Here is a 21,044-nt window from a genome sequence, read left to right as displayed (position 1 = left end):
AAGCTTATATTTGCACACCCTGTTTTTTACCGTTATCAGTTTAAAAACTTATCGAATAGATATGAGTAAGATTCTAATCATTGATGATGAGGTACAAATCCGTACCCTTCTGACACGGATGATGGAGTTGGAGGGATATGACGTCTGTCAGGCTGGTGATTGCAGGGCTGCCCTGAAGCAACTGGAACTCCAAAATCCCGATGTAGTTTTGTGTGATGTGTTTCTGCCCGATGGAAATGGGGTAGACCTGGTGTTGGCTATCAAGAAGGCGGCACCCAATGTGGAAGTTATTCTGCTGACAGCGCACGGCAATATTCCCGATGGGGTGCAGGCCATCAAGAACGGTGCTTTCGACTACATCACCAAGGGAGACGATAATAACAAGATTATTCCTCTGATAAGCCGTGCTGTAGAGAAAGCGCGTATGAATGTGCGGTTGGAAAAACTGGAGAAGAAGGTGGGACAGACGTACTCTTTTGATTCTATCCTGGGAGAATCCAAAGTCCTGAAGGATGCTGTTTCATTAGCTCAGAAGGTGTCAGGGACTGATGTTCCTGTACTGTTGACTGGAGAAACGGGCACGGGTAAGGAGGTATTTGCCCAGGCCATCCATTACAGTAGTAAGCGTGCACGGCAGAATTTTGTAGCGGTTAACTGTTCTTCGTTCAGCAAGGAGTTGCTGGAAAGTGAAATGTTCGGTCATAAAGCCGGTTCGTTTACCGGCGCATTGAAGGATAAGAAGGGACTGTTCGAGGAAGCGAATAATGGGACTATTTTTTTGGATGAAATCGGTGAGATGGCGTTTGAACTGCAAGCCAAGTTGCTGCGTATTCTTGAAACCGGTGAGTATATTAAGATAGGTGATACGAAACCTACCCGTGTCAATGTCCGCATCATTGCCGCTACGAACCGCAACTTGTCCCAGGAGATTGTTGCCGGACGTTTCCGCGAGGATTTGTTTTATAGATTAAGCGTATTTCAGATACATCTGCCGCCATTGCGCGAACGTGCAGGTGATATCCGGCTGTTGGCGAAGGCTTTTATAAAGAGTTTTGCGGAACAGCTGGCGCGTCCGGTGGTTGAAATAGCTCCCGCATTTCTTGAAGCATTGGACTCCCAACCGTGGAAGGGAAATATTCGTGAATTACGTAACGTGATAGAACGCAGTATGATTGTTTGCGAGAGCGGATATCTGGACATTGCTGATTTGCCGTTTGATATTCAGAATGCCCATTATGAACACTCCAATGATTCAAGTCCCGGCAGTTTTGAACTTTCAGCTATGGAACGCCGGCACATTGCCCGTGTACTGGAGTATACAAAGGGGAATAAGACAGAAGCAGCCCGGTTATTGAAAATAGGTTTGACGACGTTGTATCGGAAGATTGAGGAATACAAGATCTCAGATCTATAATAGGGGGCTCAGTATACGACTGAGGTACCTTCGATATAGGACCGTGGCAAGATTATTCTTGAAACAGGCTTAGAAGCAGAAAGTGCCTATGGGCTAAAACATATCAAAACAGGTTGCACCTTTTCATTTTGAAAGGGTGCAACCTGTTTCTTTTTATACTTGTTTAGTATGTATTCTGTTGATAATTAATGGTGTATGGTATATGCGCTCTTTTTGGCACATATTTGGCACATTCCTGGCAGACAAAAATATGTAGTAACATTTTAAAAGGTAAAAACATGGGAATAACAGTATCATTTATTTTTTGCCTATTGAGCGGTTTGTTCGCCTTTTGGCTTTTCTGGAAATGCGTAGATTGGTTTGAGAAGATTTAAAAGAGAGAATTATGTACACAGCTTTATTTGTATTAGGTATTGTAATGTTCGGGTATCTGACTTATGTGCTGATAAGACCCGAAAAGTTTTAATGAATGGAGAGTGGAGAAATGAACACTGAAATTTTAGGTGTAGCCTTGCAGATTGTTCTGCTGATTGTGATATCCTATCCTCTGGGAAAGTATATTGCCAAGGTTTACAAAGGCGAAAAGACATGGTCGGATTTCATGAAGCCGGTCGAGAGATTGATTTATAAAGTGGCCGGAGTCAATCCGGAGGAAGAGATGAACTGGAAACAGTTCTTGAAAGCCCTGCTGATTCTGAATGCCTTTTGGTTTGTATGGGGCATGGTGCTACTCTGTACACAGCAGTGGTTGCCGTTAAATCCGGATGGAAACGCTAACCAGACACCGGACCTGGCATTCAATACATGTATCAGTTTTATGGTGAACTGTAATTTGCAGCATTATTCCGGTGAAAGCGGACTGACATATTTTACACAGTTGTTCGTCATTATGTTGTTCCAATTCATTACCGCCGCTACCGGTATGGCAGCTATGGCAGGTATCATGAAGGGTATGGCTGCTAAATCGACGAAGACTATCGGTAACTTCTGGAAGTTCTTGGTTTTGAGCTGTACACGTGTATTATTACCGCTTTCGTTGATTGTGGGCTTCATCCTCATTCTACAAGGTACTCCGATGGGATTTGATGGTAAGCTGGAAGTTCAGACGATGGAAGGACAAACCCAGTTGGTTTCACAAGGTCCTACGGCAGCGATTGTTCCTATCAAGCAATTGGGTACGAACGGTGGCGGTTACTTTGGATGTAACTCTTCACATCCGTTGGAAAATCCTACTTACTTGACAGATATTGCAGAATGTTGGTCTATCCTAATTATACCAATGTCTATGGTGATTGCACTCGGCTTTTACATCAAACGTAAGAAGATGGCTTACTCTATCTATAGCGTAATGCTTTTTGCTTTTCTTGTCGGTGTTTGCATCAATGTTTCGCAGGAGATGGGAGGTAATCCGCGCATTGATGAGATGGGAATTGCCCAAGACAATGGAGCAATGGAAGGTAAAGAAGTCCGTTTAGGGTCTGCTGCTACTGCTCTTTGGAGTATTGTGACTACAGTTACTTCCAATGGCTCTGTGAATGGTATGCATGATTCAACGATGCCTCTTTCCGGTATGATGGAAATGCTGAACATGCAGATTAATACGTGGTTTGGAGGTGTGGGTGTAGGTTTCATGAACTATTATACATTCATCATTATCGCCGTATTCATCAGTGGACTGATGGTGGGACGTACTCCGGAATTTCTCGGTAAGAAGGTAGAGGCGCGTGAAATGAAGATTGCTACCATTGTGGCACTGCTTCATCCGCTTATCATCTTGGGCGGTGTGGCACTTTCTTGCTTTTTGTTCGCTCATTATCCTGAATTTGTGGCAGGTGAGGGCGGCTGGTTGAATAATCCCAGTTTCCACGGACTGAGTGAGCAGCTTTATGAATATACTTCGGCTGCGGCCAATAATGGTTCTGGCTTCGAAGGATTGGGCGACAATACTTACTTCTGGAACTATACTACCGGCTGGACGCTGATTTTAGGACGTTTCCTGCCTATCGTAGGTCAGGTAGCCATTGCTGGTCTGTTGGCCGGAAAGAAATATGTTCCGGAGAGTGCCGGTACGCTGAAGACAGATACAGTAACTTTCGGTGTGATGACTTTTGCCGTTATCTTTATTGTGGCTGCCTTGTCATTCTTCCCGGCACATGCATTGAGTACGATTGCTGAACATTTCAGTTTGTAATAGTAGTTTGTAAAAAGTAATTTCATAGGTATGAAAGATAATAAATCAGCTTCTCTGTTTCAGAAGGAGCAAGTAATGGAAAGTTTGAAGCAATCATTCGTGAAGCTAAATCCACGGGTGATGATAAAGAATCCGATTATGTTTACGGTGGAAGTCGTAACGGTTGTCATGCTGATTGTCTGTTTCCTTTCATTGGGTACTTCGGAATATGGAGCATTCGGATATAATTTATTGGTATTCATCATCTTGTTTGTGACGTTACTGTTTGCTAATTTTGCTGAAGCCATCGCTGAAGCTCGTGGTAAGGCCCAAGCTGACAGTTTGCGTAAAACCCGTGAAGAGACTCCTGCTAAAGTGTTGGTTGACGGTAAAATCCATACCGTTAGCAGTTCACGTTTGAAGAAAGGTGACTATTTTATTTGTGAAGCAGGAGATACGATTCCTGCCGACGGTGAGATTGTGGAAGGTTTGGCCTCCATTGACGAAAGTGCCATTACCGGTGAATCTGCTCCGGTTATCCGTGAGGCCGGTGGTGACAAGAGTTCCGTAACTGGTGGTACAAAAGTTCTTTCTGATAAAATCAAGGTATTGGTGACGCAGCAACCGGGTGAGAGCTTTCTTGACAAGATGATTGCTTTGGTAGAAGGCGCTACTCGCCAGAAGACTCCGAACGAAATAGCATTGACTATTCTTCTGGCTGGTTTCACTTTGGTATTCGTTATTGTATGTGTAACATTGATTCCTATGGCTGATTATACGAATATTGACCATCCGGGAACTTATATCTCCATTGCAGCCATCATATCTTTGTTTGTCTGCTTGATACCGACTACTATCGGCGGACTGCTTTCTGCCATCGGCATTGCTGGGATGGACCGTGCTTTGCGCGCTAATGTAATTACAAAATCCGGTAAGGCGGTAGAAACAGCCGGTGACATTGATACCTTGTTGCTAGACAAGACTGGCACCATTACAATCGGTAACCGTAAAGCTACTAAGTTTCATTCGGCTTCGGGTGTTGACGAGAATTTGTTCGTAGAGGCTTGCTTGTTGTCCTCACTTTCTGACGAGACTCCGGAGGGTAAGTCTATCATTGAACTGGGACGTGAAAACGGTCATCGTATGCGTGATTTGAATACTACCGGTGCTCATATGATTAAGTTTACAGCCGAAACAAAATGTTCGGGTGTGGATTTGCAGGATGGTACTCAGATACGTAAAGGCGCATTCGACGCTATTCGCAAGATTGTGGAAAATGCCGGAAACAAGTTCCCGAAAGAGATTGAAGAGGTGATTGCTGTAATTACCAGCAACGGTGGAACTCCGCTGGTGGTATGTGTCAATCAGAAAGTTACTGGGGTAATTGAGTTGCAGGATATTATCAAACCGGGCATTCAGGAACGTTTTGAACGTCTTCGCAGGATGGGTGTGAAAACTGTGATGGTGACCGGTGACAACCCTTTGACAGCCAAATATATTGCAGAGAAAGCTGGAGTAGATGATTTCATTGCTGAAGCCAAGCCGGAAGACAAGATGGAATATATCAAAAAAGAACAGCAGGCCGGTAAGCTGGTGGCTATGATGGGTGACGGTACAAACGACGCTCCCGCCCTTGCACAAGCTAATGTGGGTGTGGCAATGAACAGCGGTACGCAGGCAGCCAAAGAAGCTGGTAACATGGTGGACCTTGACAACGATCCGACGAAGCTGATTGAAATTGTGGAGATTGGCAAACAGTTGTTAATGACACGCGGTACGTTGACTACCTTCTCCATTGCGAACGACGTTGCCAAGTACTTTGCTATTATCCCTGCTTTGTTTATGGTAGCCATCCCTCAGTTGGCTCCTCTGAACATTATGGGACTGCATAGCCCTGAAACGGCCATTCTTTCGGCTGTCATATTCAACGCTATCATTATTCCTATCTTGATTCCGTTGGCTTTGAAAGGTGTTCAGTATAAGCCGATCGGTGCCAGTGCGCTACTTCGTCGCAATCTGTTGATTTATGGTGTGGGTGGCGTCATTGCTCCGTTTGTCGGTATCAAACTGATAGATATGATAGTTAGTCTGTTTTTTTAAAACTTGGATAAAATGAAAACTCTTTGGAAATCATTTAAAATAACAATTGCATTTTGCATATTTTTCTCTCTGTTCTATATCCTTGTCTTGTGGATATTTGCACAGTTCGCCGGTCCCAACAAGGGAAATGCAGAGGTGGCAACACTCAATGGTAAAGTGGTAGGTGCAGCCAATGTAGGCCAGATGTTTACGCAAGATATTTATTTCTGGGGACGCCCATCTGCGGGTAATTATACAGCCGATGCTTCGGGTGGTAGTAACAAGGGACCTACGAACGATGAATACCTGGCAGAAGTGGAAGCCCGTATCGATACTTTTCTGGTACATCATCCTTATCTGAGCCGCAAGGATGTGCCTGCTGAAATGGTAACCGCCAGTGGTTCCGGTCTAGACCCACATATCACACCTGCTTGTGCTTATGTACAAGTGAAGCGTGTGGCTCAGGCACGTGGCATGAACGAGGCTGAAGTGAAAGCCATTGTAGACAAGAACATCAGCAAACCCTTTTTGGGGGTGTTTGGTACGGAAACTGTCAATGTGCTGGAACTGAACATTGCATTAGAAGAAGCCGATCAGAATAAATAATTTTTTAGTTGTGTTTGTCATGTGTTATGGGCAGGAGCGGAAGTATTTCTGTTCAGGCAGCGAAAGACTGTCATTTTACAGGGGGAGCCGAAACTTCCTTCCTGCCTTTCAACGATTGATTAGTAATGGTAAATAAATAGTTGGATATGAAAAGTTTAAAAATATCAATTCTAGTTTTTGCGAGTATGGTAGCTGCTTGTTTTATGGGAACCGGCAAAGTGCAAGCTCAGGAATTTACAATACAAGGTGATTTAGTCAGTTCTTATGTTTGGCGCGGCTTTTACCAGACGGGAGTCAGTTTTCAGCCCACTTTGGGTTTTGGGGTCGGTGATTTTTCTTTGACGGCATGGGGCTCTACCGATTTTGACGGAGTTTCTTCAGGAGAAGGGGCTGCGGCTAAGGAGATTGATTTGACGGCTGCCTATGCTTTGGGAGAATCAGGTCTAACTTTTTCTGTTGCCAGCTTGTGGTGGGGCGGACAAGGAGCAAGAAAGTATTTTAATTTTAAGAGCCACGAAACAGCTCATCACTTTGAAGCGGGATTAGCCTATACATTGCCGGTTGAAAAGTTTCCTTTGTCAATCGCTTGGTACACTATGTTTGCCGGAGCTGACAAAGATGACAAAGGCAGGCAGAATTATTCTTCGTATGTTGAACTCAACTATCCGTTCAGTGTTAAGTCTGTAGATTTGAACCTGACTTGCGGATTTCTGCCTTATGAAGCTGGGGTAGGAGTATATGGCGTTCCTAACAGCGGGTTTGCCGTAACCAATGTGGCACTGAAAGGTATTACGGGAATCAAGATTACTGACAGTTTCTCAATACCTGTATTTGCACAAGCCATTTGGAACCCTCGTATGGAAGATGCACATCTGGTATTCGGCTTTACTTTAAGGCCATGATTTATTTAGATATAACTTTAGAACTCATGAATTAGTGTTGGATGCCCGTGGCGGTCGTGATGATCGTTACGGGTTATATGGCATATATAAGACAAGTAAAAAAACAGAAGAAATGAGTAGGGAAGAAAGCGTACAGCATTTTCTTGATTTGATTAAAAAGTCGCGGCGTGGCAAGTTCAAAGTCTACATCGGCATGATTGCTGGTGTAGGTAAATCTTATCGTATGCTTCAGGAAGCACACGAGTTACTTGACAACGGAGTAGATGTGAAGATAGGCTATATAGAGACACACGGGCGTGCCGGTACGGATGCTATGTTGGAAGGATTGCCCGTTGTTCCTCGTCGTAAGATATTCTATAAAGGGAAAGAGCTGGAAGAAATGGATTTGGATGCCATTATCCAGATACACCCTGAGATAGTAGTGGTGGATGAACTGGCACATACCAATGTGGAAGGTAGCCGGAATGAGAAACGCTGGCAGGATGTGATGGATTTGCTTGATGAGGGTATCAATGTGATTTCTGCCGTTAACATCCAGCACATTGAGAGTGTCAATGAAGAAGTACAAGGCATCTCGGGTATTGAGGTGAAGGAACGTATTCCCGATAGCGTTTTGCAAGAGGCAGATGAGGTGGTGAATATTGACTTGACTGCGGAAGAATTGATAGCCCGTCTGAAAGCTGGAAAAATTTACAAGCCGGAAAAGGTCTCTACTGCCTTGAACAATTTCTTTAAAACGGAAAATATTCTCCAATTACGTGAACTGGCTTTAAAAGAGGTGGCTTTACGGGTGGAAAAGAAAGTGGAGAATGAAGTGGTTACCAGTGTGGGAGTCCGTCATGAGAGATTTCTGGCATGTATCAGCAGCAACGAGAAAACACCACGACGCATCATTCGTAAAGCTGCACGTCTGGCAACCCGCTACAATACTTCGTTTGTTGCCCTTTATGTGCAGACTCCCAGAGAAAGTACTGACCGCATCGGTCTGGCAAATCAAAGGTATTTATTGAACCACTTCAAATTGGTGACCGAACTGGGAGGGGAGGTCGTTCAGGTGCAATCGCCGGATGTGCTGGGAAGCATTGTTGATACTTGTAGGGAGAAACAGATAACAACTGTCTGCATGGGAAGTCCGTCACTTTCTTTTCCGAAATCATTGTTCATGATATTGAAATACCGAAAATTTGTGCGTGATTTGGCACAAGTAAACATAGATTTGATTATACTTGCATAATATTAATTCTTAGGAACATTATGAATATTCGTACAAAATTGATACTCAGCGTAGGGGTATTGGCTGGAATGATTATTTTGTTGGTTGCTCTTTCTGTGGTGAATCTACAGATACTGACGGCTACAGAGCCGGATAGTCCTGCTGCTGTACCGGGATTGCAACGTGCATTGCTCTGGATTTCTGTGATAGGTGGGGTATGTATTTTTGCCAGTATCATATTGTTGGTATGGCTTCCCCGTTCCATCAGCAAACCTATTCAAGAACTGACGCGTGGGATTCTTGAAATAGCGAACCATAATTATGAGAAACGTCTGGATATGAGTGGACACGAGGAATTTCGTGAAGTGGCTGATAGTTTTAATCGGATGGCGGAACGACTGACGGAGTATCGCGCCAGTACGCTGAACGACATACTTTCTGCTAAGAAATTTCTTGAGGCTATTGTGAATAGTATTGATGAACCTATTATTGGTTTGAACCGTAATAGGGAAATTCTCTTTATCAATAATGAGGCTTTAACTGTGCTGAATTTAAAACGGGAAGAGGTAATTCGCCGTTCGGCTGAGGAGCTTTCTTTGAAGAATGATTTGCTCCGCCGTTTAGTTCGTGAATTGGTAAATCCGGGTGAAAAGAAAGAACCGTTGAAGATTTATGCAGACAATAAGGAGAGTTACTTTAAAGCTTCTTACATTACCATTATAAATGCAGAGGCTGATGATGACGAACCTCATAATCTTGGCGATGTGATTTTACTGAAAAATATTACAGAATTCAAAGAATTGGATAGTGCCAAGACTACTTTTATCTCGACTATTTCTCATGAACTGAAAACGCCTATATCCGCTATTCTGATGAGTCTGCAGTTGTTGGAGGACAAACGGGTAGGGGTGTTGAACGACGAGCAGGAGCAATTATCGAACAGCATTAAGGAAAATGCTGATCGCCTTCTTGGGATTACCGGAGAACTACTGAACATGACGCAGGTAGAAGCCGGTAAACTGCAGATGATGCCTAAAATAACAAAGCCCATTGAACTGATAGAGTATGCCATCAAGGCTAATCAGGTACAGGCTGATAAATTCGGCATTCAGATAGAAGTGGAGTATCCGGAAGAAAAAATGCCTAAATTGTTTGTCGATAGCGAAAAGATTGCTTGGGTACTCACCAATTTGTTGAGTAATGCTATCCGCTATTCCAAAGAGAACGGGAGGGTGGTTATCGGCGCCAAGCATGACGAGGATTTTGTGGAAATGTATGTGCAGGATTTTGGAAAAGGTATCGACCCGCGTTATCACCAGAGCATTTTTGACCGTTATTTCCGAGTGCCGGGCACTAAAGTGCAAGGTAGTGGCTTAGGACTTTCCATTTCGAAAGACTTTGTGGAAGCGCATGGCGGTACACTGACTGTCCAGAGTGAGCTGGGTAAGGGGAGTCGCTTCGTTATCCGGTTGAAAGCGTAACGTTTTCTATTTTTTGCGGTACTGTTGCGGAGACATGCCTGTTTGTTTCTTGAAAAATGTACCAAAATAAGAAGCATTGGGAAAATTGAAGAAATCGGCGATTTCCTGGATATTTTTCTGGGTGTTCTTGAGTAGTGAGATGCTTTTGCGGATGATGGATTTGAATATCAGTTCCTGCACGGTGAATCCGCAGACGGACTTGGATAGTGCAGAGAGGTATTTGGGTGATAAGCAGAGTTTGTCTGCATAAAACTCTACACCGCGTTCTTCCGTGTAGTGCGCATCTATCAACTGAATCAGCCGGATAAAAATTTCATGTTTGTGGCCAACCGTTGTTTTAAGGTTCATCAGTTTACGGTTGTAAATGGAACAGATGCGGTATGTGAGTCCCAGCAGAAGCAGCCTTTGTTCGTTGTCGTTGAAGGTGTTGTTGTCTAAGTGCAGGGTATTGTCCAGTAAGGACATGTATTTCAGGACTTCTTCTTCGTCTCCGGTGTTCCATACGTAACATGGTTCGGTCCGGAGCTGCATGTATAGGTACATGGTTGCCACTGAATTGCCTATGATGTCCCTTATCGGTTCTATCTGGTAAATGAATATGAATAGTTGCAGGTCTTCCGATTCGCTCAGCACTTGGAAGAGGGAATCTTCCGGAATGAAAACTGTTTCGCCTGCCTGGGCCGAGAATACCTTCATGTTGAGCGAAAAGGTGAAGTTGCCCTGGCGGCAGACCATCAGTCCTGCTCCATTAATCATGAAAGGTTTCTTCAAGGAGGCAGGGAAGGAGCAGAGCATACCTTCTGAACTACAAATGTTTTCTCCGTTGGACAATGCGCGGTCCAAGTGGGATAAACGTTCTTGTTGAGTATCCATAACAGACAAAATTACAGGTTGTACCGAAAATTGTCTGCTAAGTTAGTAATTTTCGTTTAGGATACCGCACGACAAGCACAAATATCATGCAAATCAGGCAGGCATAGAGTGTCCATCCTGCCATTTCCTTTACAGCAGAGAGGGTGGCCTGCACCTGGATGCGTCCTTTGGTGGATATGGCAGCCATGTTGATTGCTTCTTGTTTGCTTTTTCCCTGATATTGCATGCCTTGTACGGTTTGGGTAAACGAGGCGGACGCTTCGGGGTGCAACATGTCTACATTCTGTGCATAGCGGGTGACGTAGTGCTGCTGGCGTTCTTGCAGCACATTCGTATAGAGTGCGGCTCCGATGCAGGGAGCCAATACCATGCGTACGGTAATCATGGTACATATCCAGGAAGAAAGATATTTGTAAGGCATGCGTTGGGTGGCGTAGGTTGGAATCAGCGAATAGAGGAACATCATACCTGTGGAACGGATGATGACCGGATACTTCATCCGTTCGTACAGTCCTGCACCTTGTACCTCGAAATACATGAACATGGCGGAAAGCCCCAATAGAAGGAAACCTGCGGCAAAGAGATATTTGAAGTGTACACCTTTCACGCTGAGCCAGATGGTGGCAATGCCGCCGATGAAGTAGCCCAGCATGGACCAGTTGCCCAAGGTGGCGTTCTGGAAGTTGTCCAGTTTCATGCCTATACCCGTGAATACATTGACAAACATGGTGCTGGAATTCAGTACCATTAACAGAAAATAGAATAGGAAACCCATACGGATGGTACGCAGTTTGAATACATCGAGCTGATAGTAAGGATTGCGTTGGGTAGACTCGATGTAGAGGAATGTGCCACCGGCGATGATGGCGCAGACTGTGGCCCATTGTATGGTTGGGTCATCGTACCAGTCGAGCACTTTGCCATAAGTAAGCACGTAGGTAATGCAGGCCAGTGTGATGCAGAAGATGGAGGCATTGCCGAACTGCTTGAAGTTGATGGGGAAACGGCGCGTGGTATATTTATGATAAGGCATGGTGATGAAGGTGATGAGGATGCAGAGCAACAGCAGGCCCATCATGAAGTAGTGTATGTACTGCCATTCGTACTCAAAGGCGAGCCAGGCAGTGAGCGAGGTGCCCAATTGTCCCAGTATCATGAAGAACAGGTAGATGGCGGGTTGTGCCGCGCTCCGTTCGATGTCCAGCTTGTCCCAGCCTTCGTCGGTTGTGGGCTCGTTGCCGGGTGTAATCTTGTCATACGCCTCGATATGCCCAGCATACTTTATGAGGGTGAAGAGGTTGACCATCATCAGCACCATTCGTAGGAATCCCATAAAGATGCTGCATAGTGCCAGCAGGAAAACGCTGTCTGTCTTGGCACAGATATAGCTGAAGATGTACATCAGCGAAAAACCTGCCAGACACATCATTTTCTGCCTGCGTATCACTACCAGCCTATACAGAAAGGGGCAGAATGCCGCCATGCCGATGGAAGTGGCGAAGCTGGCAAACTGGATATGCTCGGAAATGATGCCGAGTCCGCTCATCATTTCGGTGCTTGCCACCGAGTAGGTACCGCCCACGGTCAGTATCGGCAAAAAGAATACGAATAGGATGATGATACCTACCGGTTTAGGTACCCAGTTGTAGAAGGGATAGTTCTTGGAATATGAGGGCATGGGGATAAGGGTTAAGGGGTTAGGGATTAAGGGTTAAAGATTAAGGATTAGGGGGTAAGGATTAAGGAGTTGGTTGCCTTAATCCCTAACCTCTAATCCTTAATCCCTATTTTTTTGTTTTCGCTTTGACTATTACCATCATACCGGCGGCAAGGCTACTGTTGTCTTCTTTAGACAAATCGGTAAAGTCGATGCGGACTGGGATGCGTTGCTGTATCTTCACGAAGTTGCCGGCAGAATTATCCGTGGGCACTAGGGAATATTTGGAGCCGGTGGCTCCGGAGATGGCAGTGATTTTTCCTTTGAATTCTTTGTCGCTGATGGCATCGACGGTAATGACTACTTCTTGTCCCAAGTGCAGATTCTCAATCTGGGTTTCCTTGTAGTTGGCTATAATCCACTTTTGTGTGTCAGGCAGAATGTAGGTGATGGTTTGTCCGGCAGTGATGAATTGTCCTTCTTCAAGGGTACGCCGCCCCAATTTCCCATCACAAGGAGCTACTACTACGGTGTAGGAGAGATTCAGTCGTGCCATTTCGAGTGCGGCTGTTGCCCGTTGTATGGCAGCTTCGGTATTTTCACGGCGATGTGACACTTCGTTCACACCCGACAAGGCAGCTTTCTGTTGTCGTTTCACGGCTTCCAACTTCTTGTGGGTAGCTGCATATTCGGTTTCTATCTGTTCCAATTGAATGGGGGTGGCAGCGTTTCTCTTCACCAGATTCTGGTATCGTTGGCGGTCTTTCTCCAGCTTGGTAAGGCGGATTTCTATCTCTGCTATGGAGGCGTCGTAGACAGAGGCTGTAGTTTGCGTGGTTTGTAGTGTGGCACCAATGACTGTGGCACCGGCTTGTGCATCCTTGAGTGCAGCTTCAGCTTCCATGACTCTGATTTTATATTCCCGGTCGTCCAATATAAGTAAGGTATCTCCTTTGTGTACTTCTTGGTGTTCTGTGAAACAAATTTTCTTGATATATCCTGATGCGCGCAGATTGACGGGAGATATGTATTGTTCAATCTGTGCATCATTACTGGTTTCCGTCCGTTTGTAGTTCAAAAAGAGGCAGACCACTTGAATAATTCCCCAGATAAGGATAGCTATTCCTAATAGGCTGACAACGATTTGCCAACGGCGAAGCTTCTTCAATTTCCGTGCTTTTTCTTGGTGGGTACTTGCGGTGTTATTGTTCTCTTTTGTTTCCATATTTTCTATATTATATTGTTTACTTATTATATATACATCCGTCCTTGAATACGGGCTCTATTCATCTTCCTCTTTAATGAATTGAGGGGCTCAACGTCTCCAGCTGTCCCGTCAGCTTCAGCAAAGTCAGATTGGTTATCCGGTAATTGTAGTGGGCACTGATATAGTTGTTTTGGGCTTCGCTCATCCGCATTTCGTCCTGCAATACTTCGGTCATTGAGGCGATTCCTTCCCGATAACGGTCCATGGTGACGGTATATACATCTTCGGCAAGCAGATAATTGTCCTTCTGCTTCTTAAAGTTACGTTGGCTGTTCATCAGGTCATTGGTGGCATTCAGATATTGTGTCTGAAGATTTTTTCGGGTATTCTCTTGGGCGAGCTTGATGTTCTCTATGTCAATGGTTGCCTTGCGCATCTTGTAGCGTTTGTCCAGTCCGTCGAAAATGGGAATACGCAAGGAGAGTCCCACTCCATAGGAGCGATACCAATGGTTGGAAGGGCCGGAATGGAACCAATGGTAAGCTTTGTCCGTATAGGCAGAGAACATCCAGCTTCCCGTCAAGCTCAAGGAGGGGATGTAACCGTTGCTGACTATTGTTTTTTGTTGCTCTGCGAGTTGTTTCTGTGATTGCAGCAGCTGTAGTTCATATAGTGTTTCAGATAGCCCGGTGAGTGCTGCGGGCGTAATCATTTCTGTATTCACCGGTACCAGTGCTATATTTTCTTCTGCCGGATAGTCGATGATGTATTTCAGTAGGTTCAGTTGCTGTTCCATCATGGCTTGTGCGTTGTCGTGTTGCACCTTGAGGTTCTCCAGGTTGATGTTGACGCGTTTCACATCTACTTCCATAGCCATACCGTTGTCATAGAAGGCCTGAGTGATATCTCTCAACTCTTCCAGGCGAGTGATGTTGGCTTTTATCAAAATAATCTGTTCAGCTGTAACCTGTCCTAGGTAGTACATTTGACTAATTTGAAGGATGAGGTCTTCTCTTGCCTTTTCATAAGAAAGACGATTCATCTCATCCATGGTTTTAGCTATGGACAGAGTGGTGTAGAGTGTTTGGTTATAAAGTGGTATCTGCAGCTGTAATCCGAAGTTGGCGTTGTATTGTAAGGTTTGGGTTACATTGTAGGGATTGCCGTACGCTGAGCCGTCAGTGACGGATACGGGTGGATCGATGTTGTCGTTATAGTTGGCAAAACCATTGATTTGGGGCAGCAGTTTGGCTCGATTCTCAGAGATGCCGTATTTCCCTTTTTGTATTTCCTTCCGTTTGCTTTGCAAGGACAAGTTGTTTTCGATACCTATTTTGAGGCAGTCCTCCAAGGTTAGGGTATCTTGTGCTCTTGTACCTAGTGCAAGCAGACACAGAAAGGAAAATGTGAACAGTTGTCTTTTCATAATAGTCACTTGATATTTGCACACAAAGTTAGTGGCTTAAAATGCAAGAGGACTATCCATATATCAACTGTTTGTATTCATATTTTCCTTTTTACTATAATTTGAAAACAAACCATAGTAAAAAACGAGTATTAAAAACAAAAAAGACCGCCAAGAGTGGAAGCCTCCTAACAGTCTAAATCTTCTTTGTAGCGGGACCCGGGATTGAACCGGGGACCTCATGATTATGAATCATGCGCTCTAACCAGCTGAGCTATCCCGCCATCATTTCTCGATTGCGGGTGCAAAGATATAGCTTTTATTTAAATTGCCAAAACTTTTATGGATATTTTCTGCTTTTTCTTTTGCTGATAGGGTGCTGAAGTGGTTTGCAGTACTTTTTATTAAAAGTCTTTGTATAACATTATCAATGAATTAGGGGTGTATGGAAAGGGAGGTATAAATAAATTTGATGATTTATTTTCTGTAATTAGAAAAAAGTATTTATCTTGGCTGGCGCAATAAAAAGCAGAATAGACTATGGAAAGAAAGAAAATACATTTGGAATATCTCTTGAATGCGACTTCTAAAAGTATTCTTTGGGCAGCGATAAGTACCCCTACTGGTTTGGAGGGCTGGTTTGCTGATAGGGTTCAGTCAGACGATAAAACAGTAACCTTTTTTTGGGGAAAAACAGAAAAACGTGATGCCGAGATTATTGCCGTGCGGGCGTATTCATTCATCCGCTTCCGCTGGCTGGACGATGAGAACGAGCGAGAATACTTTGAACTGAAGATGACAAACAATGAGTTGACCAATGATTTCGTATTGGAGATAACAGACTTTGCCGATATAGACGAGGTGGGTGATTCGCGTGAATTATGGGAATCGCAAGTGGATACTTTGCGAAGAACTTGTGGTTTTTAGTTAACTTTAGATTAAAAATTTCCCGTACTCCCTTTTTTTGTACTACTTTTGTGCTCTCATTGCATGAAACGAGTAAAATGCTGCGCATAAAAAAGTTAGATATATTTGTTTTGAAGAGCTTTTGCATGCTCTTTATGGGTACTTTCTTCATCTGCCTCTTCATCTTTATGATGCAGTTTTTATGGAGGTATGTGGACGAAATGGTAGGAAAAGGATTGGAGATGACTGTCCTTGCACAGTTTTTCTTTTATTCTGCGCTTTCGTTGGTACCTGCGTCGTTGCCGCTGGCTATTCTGCTGGCTGCCCTTATCACCTTTGGAAATTTCGGAGAACGTTTTGAATTACTTGCCATGAAGGCAGCCGGTATTTCTTTATTGAAAATCATGCGGCCCCTGATTATCTTTATTTGTTTCATCTGTTGTGTCTCTTTCTATTTCCAAAATGTCATAGGACCAAAAGCCCAAACAAAATTATGGACTTTGCTTATTTCCATGAAGCAGAAATCTCCCGAAGTGGATATTCCTGAAGGTGTGTTCTACGATGAAATAGATGGTTATAATCTGTATGTGAAGCATAAGAACCGCAAAACTGGTATGCTGTATGACGTACTGATATATAATTTTGAGAAAGGTTTTGAGAATGCTCAAATTATCAAGTCTGATTCGGGACGTCTGGAGATGACGGCTGACAAACAGCATTTATATTTGCATTTATACAGTGGTGAGCAGTTTGAGAATTTGAAATCGCAGAACATGAACCAAAGGAATGTGCCTTACCGGCGTGAGACATTCCGCGAAAAGCATGCAATCATTGAGTTCAATTCGGATTTTAATATGGTGGATGCAGGTATCATGAGTAATCAGTCCAACAGTAAGGATATGAGAATGCTGCAGGCGGATATTGATTCCATGAAATTGCAGAATGACAGTGTGGGACGTGGTTATTATAAAGAAGCTATGGCAGGAACTTATAAGGTGACAGCCAGCTTGTCTAAAGAGGATACATTGAAGATTGAAAAGGCCTATTTAGGTGAGTACAATGTAGACAGCCTCTACAATGTGGCTACACTGATGCAGAAACAGAAGGTTATATCCACGGCCGTCAGCCGTGCAGAGAGTGCGGGGAGTGACTGGAGTTTTAAGAGCTTTAATATATCGCAGACTGAAAGCAGCCTTCGACGGCACATGACTTCCTGGCATGAGAAACTGACTCTTTCTCTGGCATGTCTCATCTTCTTCTTTATTGGTGCGCCACTCGGAGGAATTATCCGTAAAGGAGGCTTGGGAATGCCGGTGGTGGTTTCTGTATTGATTTTTATTATCTATTACATCATCAACAATACGGGGTATAAGATGGCCCGTGACGGACAGTGGGTTGTCTGGATGGGTATGTGGACCAGTACTGCTGTCTTGGCTCCATTGGGTGCGTTCTTGACATATAAATCCAACAATGATTCAGTGGTATTGAATGCTGATGCTTATATAAATTGGTTCAAGAAGGTTGTGGGTATTCGCAGTGTACGCCATCTGTTCCGTAAGGAAGTAATCATCCATGATCCTGATTATACACGTATTCCGGAAGAGCTGAAGGCTTTGTCCGTAGACTGTCGTGAATATGCTGATAGAAAGGGGTTGAAACGTGCTCCCAATTACTTTAAATTGTGGATGACTGATAGCCAGGATGAGGCAGTGGAAGATATTAACGAACGTTTGGAGAGTCTGATAGATGAGATGTCGAATACAAGATCCGTTACTTTGTTGACAGCGCTGAACACCTATCCGGTCATCCCCATCCATGCGCATGTCCGTCCGTTCCGCAATTATTGGTTAAACTTGCTCTGCGGTATTGTTTTCCCGATAGGCTTGTTCTTTTATTTCCGTATCTGGGCATTCCGTATCCGTCTGAATAAGGATATGGAGCGGATTATCAAGACAAATGAAGATGTGATTGGAATCATAGAAAGAGATCAGAATAAATAAAAACAAAATAGATTATGGAAAATGTAAAGTTGAATACGATAGAAGAGGCCATTGAAGACTTCAAAGCCGGTAACTTTGTGATTGTTGTGGATGATGAGGACCGTGAGAATGAGGGTGATTTGATAATTGCAGCTGAAAAGATTACACCGGAGAAAGTAAACTTTATGTTGAAGCATGCCCGTGGTGTACTTTGTGCTCCAATTACAGTTTCGCGTTGCAAGGAACTGGATTTGCCGCATCAGGTATCGGATAATACTTCTGTATTGGGTACTCCCTTTACGGTGACTATTGACAAGTTGGAAGGTTGCAGTACCGGGGTTTCTGCGGCAGACCGCGCTGCTACTATCCAGGCGTTGGCCGATCCGGCTTCTACTCCGGCCACTTTCGGGCGTCCTGGCCACATTAATCCATTGTATGCCCAGGAGAAAGGTGTGTTGCGCCGTGCCGGACATACGGAGGCTACTATTGATATGGCACGTTTGGCTGGACTTTATCCGGCGGGAGCCCTTATGGAAATAATGAATGAGGATGGTACAATGGCCCGTTTGCCCGAATTGCGCAGAATGGCAGATGAATTTGGCTTGAAATTGATTTCTATCCGTGACTTGATTGCCTACCGTTTGAAGCAGGAGTCTATTGTAGAAAAAGGAGTGGAAGTGGATATGCCTACAGACCACGGTCATTTCCGTTTGATTCCTTTCCGCCAGAAGTCGAACGGTTTGGAACATGTAGCTTTGTTCAAGGGTACTTGGGAATTGGATGAACCGATTCTGGTGCGTGTACATTCTTCTTGTGCCACTGGTGATATATTCAATTCCAAACGCTGTGATTGTGGCGAGCAGCTGCATAAGGCAATGGAGATGATAGAGAAAGCCGGTAAGGGGGTAGTTGTATATCTGAATCAGGAAGGTCGCGGCATTGGCCTGATGGAAAAAATGAAAGCATATAAATTGCAGGAAGAAGGCATGGATACTGTGGATGCTAATATTTGCCTGGGACATCTGGCAGACGAGCGTGATTATGGTGTGGGTGCCCAGATTCTTCGTGAGATAGGAGTGCACAAAATGCGGCTGATGACCAATAATCCCGTGAAACGTGTGGGCTTGGAGGCTTACGGTTTGGAAATAACGGAGAACGTAGCTATTGAGACTACTCCGAATCCATACAACGAGCGTTATCTCCGTACCAAGAAAGAACGTATGGGACATACACTTCATTTCAATAAGTAACTGTCTTTTTGTTTTCTTATATCAAAGAAAATCGCTTATTTTGCAACCGGATTTGCGTAACAATCATTAAATAGTAACAAAATGAACCAATTATCAGATCGTTTAAACAGTTTGTCGCCTTCTGCGACACTGGCTATGTCTCAAAAGAGCGCAGAGCTGAAGGCTCAAGGCGTAGACGTAATTAACCTGAGTGTGGGAGAACCGGACTTCAATACTCCCGACCACATTAAAGAGGCTGCGAAAAAGGCGATAGACGATAACTTTTCTCGCTATTCTCCAGTGCCGGGTTATCCTGCCTTACGTAATGCAATTGTAGAGAAGTTGAAGAAGGAAAACGGTCTGGAATATACCGCCGCACAAATTTCTTGCGCCAATGGTGCCAAGCAGTCGGTTTGCAATGCAATCCTGGTATTGGTAAATCCGGGTGACGAAGTAATTGTACCTGCTCCCTATTGGGTCAGTTATCCGGAAATGGTAAAGTTGGCTGAGGGTACGCCGGTTATCGTACCTGCCGGTATCGACCAGGACTTTAAGATAACACCTGCACAGCTGGAGGCTGCCATCACCCCGAAGACAAAGGCGCTGATTCTTTGCTCTCCCTCTAACCCTACGGGTTCGGTGTACAGCAAGGAGGAGTTGGCAGGCCTGGCCGCAGTATTGGCAAAGTATCCGCAGGTTGTTGTGATTGCCGATGAGATTTACGAACATATCAACTATATCGGCAAGCATCAGAGCATAGCACAATTCCCCGAAATGAAAGAGCGTACGGTCATTGTGAATGGTGTTTCCAAAGCATATGCAATGACTGGTTGGCGTATCGGTTTCATTGCAGGTCCGGAATGGCTTGTGAAGGCTTGCAATAAATTGCAGGGACAGTATACTTCCGGTCCTTGTTCTGTATCTCAGAAGGCTGCTGAGGCTGCTTATACGGGTACACAAGTTCCGGTGGAGGAAATGCGCAAGGCTTTCGAGCGTCGTCGTGATTTGATTGTAAAGTTGGCCAAGGAAGTTCCGGGTTTCGAGGTGAATGTACCGGAAGGTGCTTTCTATCTGTTCCCTAAATGCGATTCATTCTTCGGTAAATCTGCCGGAGAACGTAAAATCAATGATTCAGATGATTTGGCCATGTATCTGTTGGAAGTGGCTCATGTGGCTTGCGTAGGTGGTGCTTCTTTCGGAGCTCCCGAATGCATTCGTATGAGTTATGCAACCAGCGATGAAAATATAGTTGAAGCTATCCGTCGTATAAAAGAAGTACTGGCTAATCTGAAGTGATTCTAACTTCTTCTACAAACTTATTTTAGCAAGACATCTGTCATGCTGTCACGAACAGTTCGTTTCATCAAAGCGGACTGTTCGTTTTGTTATGACGAACACTTTGTTTTGTTATGACGAACACTTTGTTTCATTATAGCGAACACTCTGTTCCATACAGTATAAACACTTTGTTTTATATTATACGAACATTTTGTTTTCTACTATATGAACACTTTGTTTTATACTTATGGAACAAAGTGTTCATGTCTGTGAACTAACGTATTATCCGTATATAGAAAATAACAATGAGGGGGGTGAAGGTACTGAATTTCACGTGGGGGATATAAAAAAGCGCAGGCAGTTTATCTACCCACGCTTTTGTTTTTGATACTGGGATTGTATTATTCTCCCGGATGAATTGCTTCAGAAGGACAAACATCTGCACAAGTACCACACTCTGTGCAAGTCTCAGGGTCGATATGATAGATATCACCTTCAGAGATAGCGCCAACCGGACACTCGTCGATACAAGTTCCGCAAGCAATACAATCGTCACTAATTACGTAAGCCATTTTCTTTTAGATTTAAATTATTATTAGTACTAATTCGTTCGGCAAAAATAGTGGTTTTCTTTATTACTTGCTA

17 protein-coding genes and 1 tRNA gene are annotated in these 21,044 nt (G+C 44.2%); 12 read left to right on the top strand and 6 right to left on the bottom strand.

The genetic code is table 11. The features are described 5' to 3' along the window. The first annotated feature begins 61 nt into the window (after positions 1 to 61). The 8 genes from DXD78_RS12375 to DXD78_RS12340 all read left to right on the top strand — a co-directional run bounded on the left by DXD78_RS12375 (position 62) and on the right by DXD78_RS12340 (position 9,865). Positions 62 to 1,414 carry a sigma-54 dependent transcriptional regulator gene (locus DXD78_RS12375; protein ID WP_008662930.1) on the top strand — a complete coding sequence of 451 codons (1,353 nt, stop codon included), beginning with the start codon at positions 62 to 64 and terminating at the stop codon, positions 1,412 to 1,414. Positions 1,415 to 1,799: 385 nt separating this feature from the next. Beyond that, a complete protein-coding gene (kdpF, locus tag DXD78_RS21490) occupies positions 1,800 to 1,880 on the top strand; it encodes a K(+)-transporting ATPase subunit F (RefSeq protein WP_055305132.1) in 81 nt (26 codons plus the stop codon). 18 nt (positions 1,881 to 1,898) lie between these two features. Continuing rightward, positions 1,899 to 3,605, top strand: coding sequence for a potassium-transporting ATPase subunit KdpA (gene kdpA, locus DXD78_RS12365; protein WP_009037805.1), 1,707 nt, complete (start codon positions 1,899 to 1,901; stop codon positions 3,603 to 3,605). A gap of 30 nt (positions 3,606 to 3,635) precedes the next feature. Next, positions 3,636 to 5,684 carry a potassium-transporting ATPase subunit KdpB gene (kdpB, locus tag DXD78_RS12360; protein WP_005834857.1) on the top strand — a complete coding sequence of 683 codons (2,049 nt, stop codon included), beginning with the start codon at positions 3,636 to 3,638 and terminating at the stop codon, positions 5,682 to 5,684. A 12-nt stretch (positions 5,685 to 5,696) separates the two neighbouring features. Continuing rightward, positions 5,697 to 6,269: a K(+)-transporting ATPase subunit C gene (locus DXD78_RS12355; protein ID WP_005834858.1), complete on the top strand. Its 573-nt coding sequence runs from the start codon at positions 5,697 to 5,699 to the stop codon at positions 6,267 to 6,269. Between the two features lie 146 nt (positions 6,270 to 6,415). Further along, a complete protein-coding gene (locus tag DXD78_RS12350; RefSeq protein ID WP_035449697.1) occupies positions 6,416 to 7,171 on the top strand; it encodes a hypothetical protein in 756 nt (251 codons plus the stop codon). A 112-nt stretch (positions 7,172 to 7,283) separates the two neighbouring features. Next, a complete protein-coding gene (locus tag DXD78_RS12345) occupies positions 7,284 to 8,405 on the top strand; it encodes a sensor protein KdpD (protein ID WP_005834862.1) in 1,122 nt (373 codons plus the stop codon). Between the two features lie 20 nt (positions 8,406 to 8,425). Then, complete coding sequence (locus DXD78_RS12340; protein ID WP_044468372.1) at positions 8,426 to 9,865, top strand: PAS domain-containing sensor histidine kinase; 1,440 nt, start codon at positions 8,426 to 8,428, stop codon at positions 9,863 to 9,865. Between the two features lie 6 nt (positions 9,866 to 9,871). Here the strand turns inward: DXD78_RS12340 and DXD78_RS12335 are convergent, their stop codons facing one another. From DXD78_RS12335 to DXD78_RS12315, 5 genes are all read right to left on the bottom strand, one after another. Then, positions 9,872 to 10,738: an AraC family transcriptional regulator gene (locus DXD78_RS12335; RefSeq protein WP_034525423.1), complete on the bottom strand. Its 867-nt coding sequence runs from the start codon at positions 10,736 to 10,738 to the stop codon at positions 9,872 to 9,874. Between the two features lie 37 nt (positions 10,739 to 10,775). Beyond that, positions 10,776 to 12,416, bottom strand: coding sequence for an MFS transporter (locus tag DXD78_RS12330; RefSeq protein ID WP_117652760.1), 1,641 nt, complete (start codon positions 12,414 to 12,416; stop codon positions 10,776 to 10,778). A gap of 106 nt (positions 12,417 to 12,522) precedes the next feature. Further along, positions 12,523 to 13,620 carry an HlyD family secretion protein gene (locus DXD78_RS12325; protein WP_009037809.1) on the bottom strand — a complete coding sequence of 366 codons (1,098 nt, stop codon included), beginning with the start codon at positions 13,618 to 13,620 and terminating at the stop codon, positions 12,523 to 12,525. 73 nt (positions 13,621 to 13,693) lie between these two features. Then, positions 13,694 to 15,028 carry a TolC family protein gene (locus DXD78_RS12320; protein ID WP_005824723.1) on the bottom strand — a complete coding sequence of 445 codons (1,335 nt, stop codon included), beginning with the start codon at positions 15,026 to 15,028 and terminating at the stop codon, positions 13,694 to 13,696. A gap of 189 nt (positions 15,029 to 15,217) precedes the next feature. Beyond that, positions 15,218 to 15,291: transfer RNA gene (locus DXD78_RS12315), tRNA-Met, on the bottom strand. A gap of 256 nt (positions 15,292 to 15,547) precedes the next feature. Here DXD78_RS12315 and DXD78_RS12310 point away from each other — a divergent pair. The 4 genes from DXD78_RS12310 (at position 15,548) to DXD78_RS12295 (ending at position 20,417) form a co-directional block, all read left to right on the top strand. Further along, positions 15,548 to 15,934: an START-like domain-containing protein gene (locus DXD78_RS12310; protein ID WP_005824726.1), complete on the top strand. Its 387-nt coding sequence runs from the start codon at positions 15,548 to 15,550 to the stop codon at positions 15,932 to 15,934. Positions 15,935 to 16,011: 77 nt separating this feature from the next. Further along, positions 16,012 to 17,913 (top strand): LptF/LptG family permease, encoded by a 1,902-nt coding sequence (locus DXD78_RS12305; protein ID WP_005824727.1) that lies wholly within the window; start codon positions 16,012 to 16,014, stop codon positions 17,911 to 17,913. A 14-nt stretch (positions 17,914 to 17,927) separates the two neighbouring features. Next, positions 17,928 to 19,142 (top strand): bifunctional 3,4-dihydroxy-2-butanone-4-phosphate synthase/GTP cyclohydrolase II, encoded by a 1,215-nt coding sequence (locus tag DXD78_RS12300; RefSeq protein ID WP_005824728.1) that lies wholly within the window; start codon positions 17,928 to 17,930, stop codon positions 19,140 to 19,142. 81 nt (positions 19,143 to 19,223) lie between these two features. After that, positions 19,224 to 20,417, top strand: a complete 1,194-nt coding sequence (locus DXD78_RS12295) for a pyridoxal phosphate-dependent aminotransferase (RefSeq protein WP_117652759.1) — start codon at positions 19,224 to 19,226, stop codon at positions 20,415 to 20,417. 383 nt (positions 20,418 to 20,800) lie between these two features. Here DXD78_RS12295 and DXD78_RS12290 read toward each other — a convergent pair whose 3' ends face one another. After that, a complete protein-coding gene (locus DXD78_RS12290) occupies positions 20,801 to 20,971 on the bottom strand; it encodes a DUF362 domain-containing protein (protein ID WP_005834872.1) in 171 nt (56 codons plus the stop codon). Positions 20,972 to 21,044: the final 73 nt, after the last annotated feature.

Source organism: Bacteroides sp. D20, from assembly GCF_003436255.1.
GTDB classification, from domain to species: Bacteria; Bacteroidota; Bacteroidia; order Bacteroidales; family Bacteroidaceae; genus Bacteroides; species Bacteroides uniformis.
Note: the sequence above shows the minus strand (reverse complement) of the source record. Positions and strands in the feature narration are given on the sequence as shown.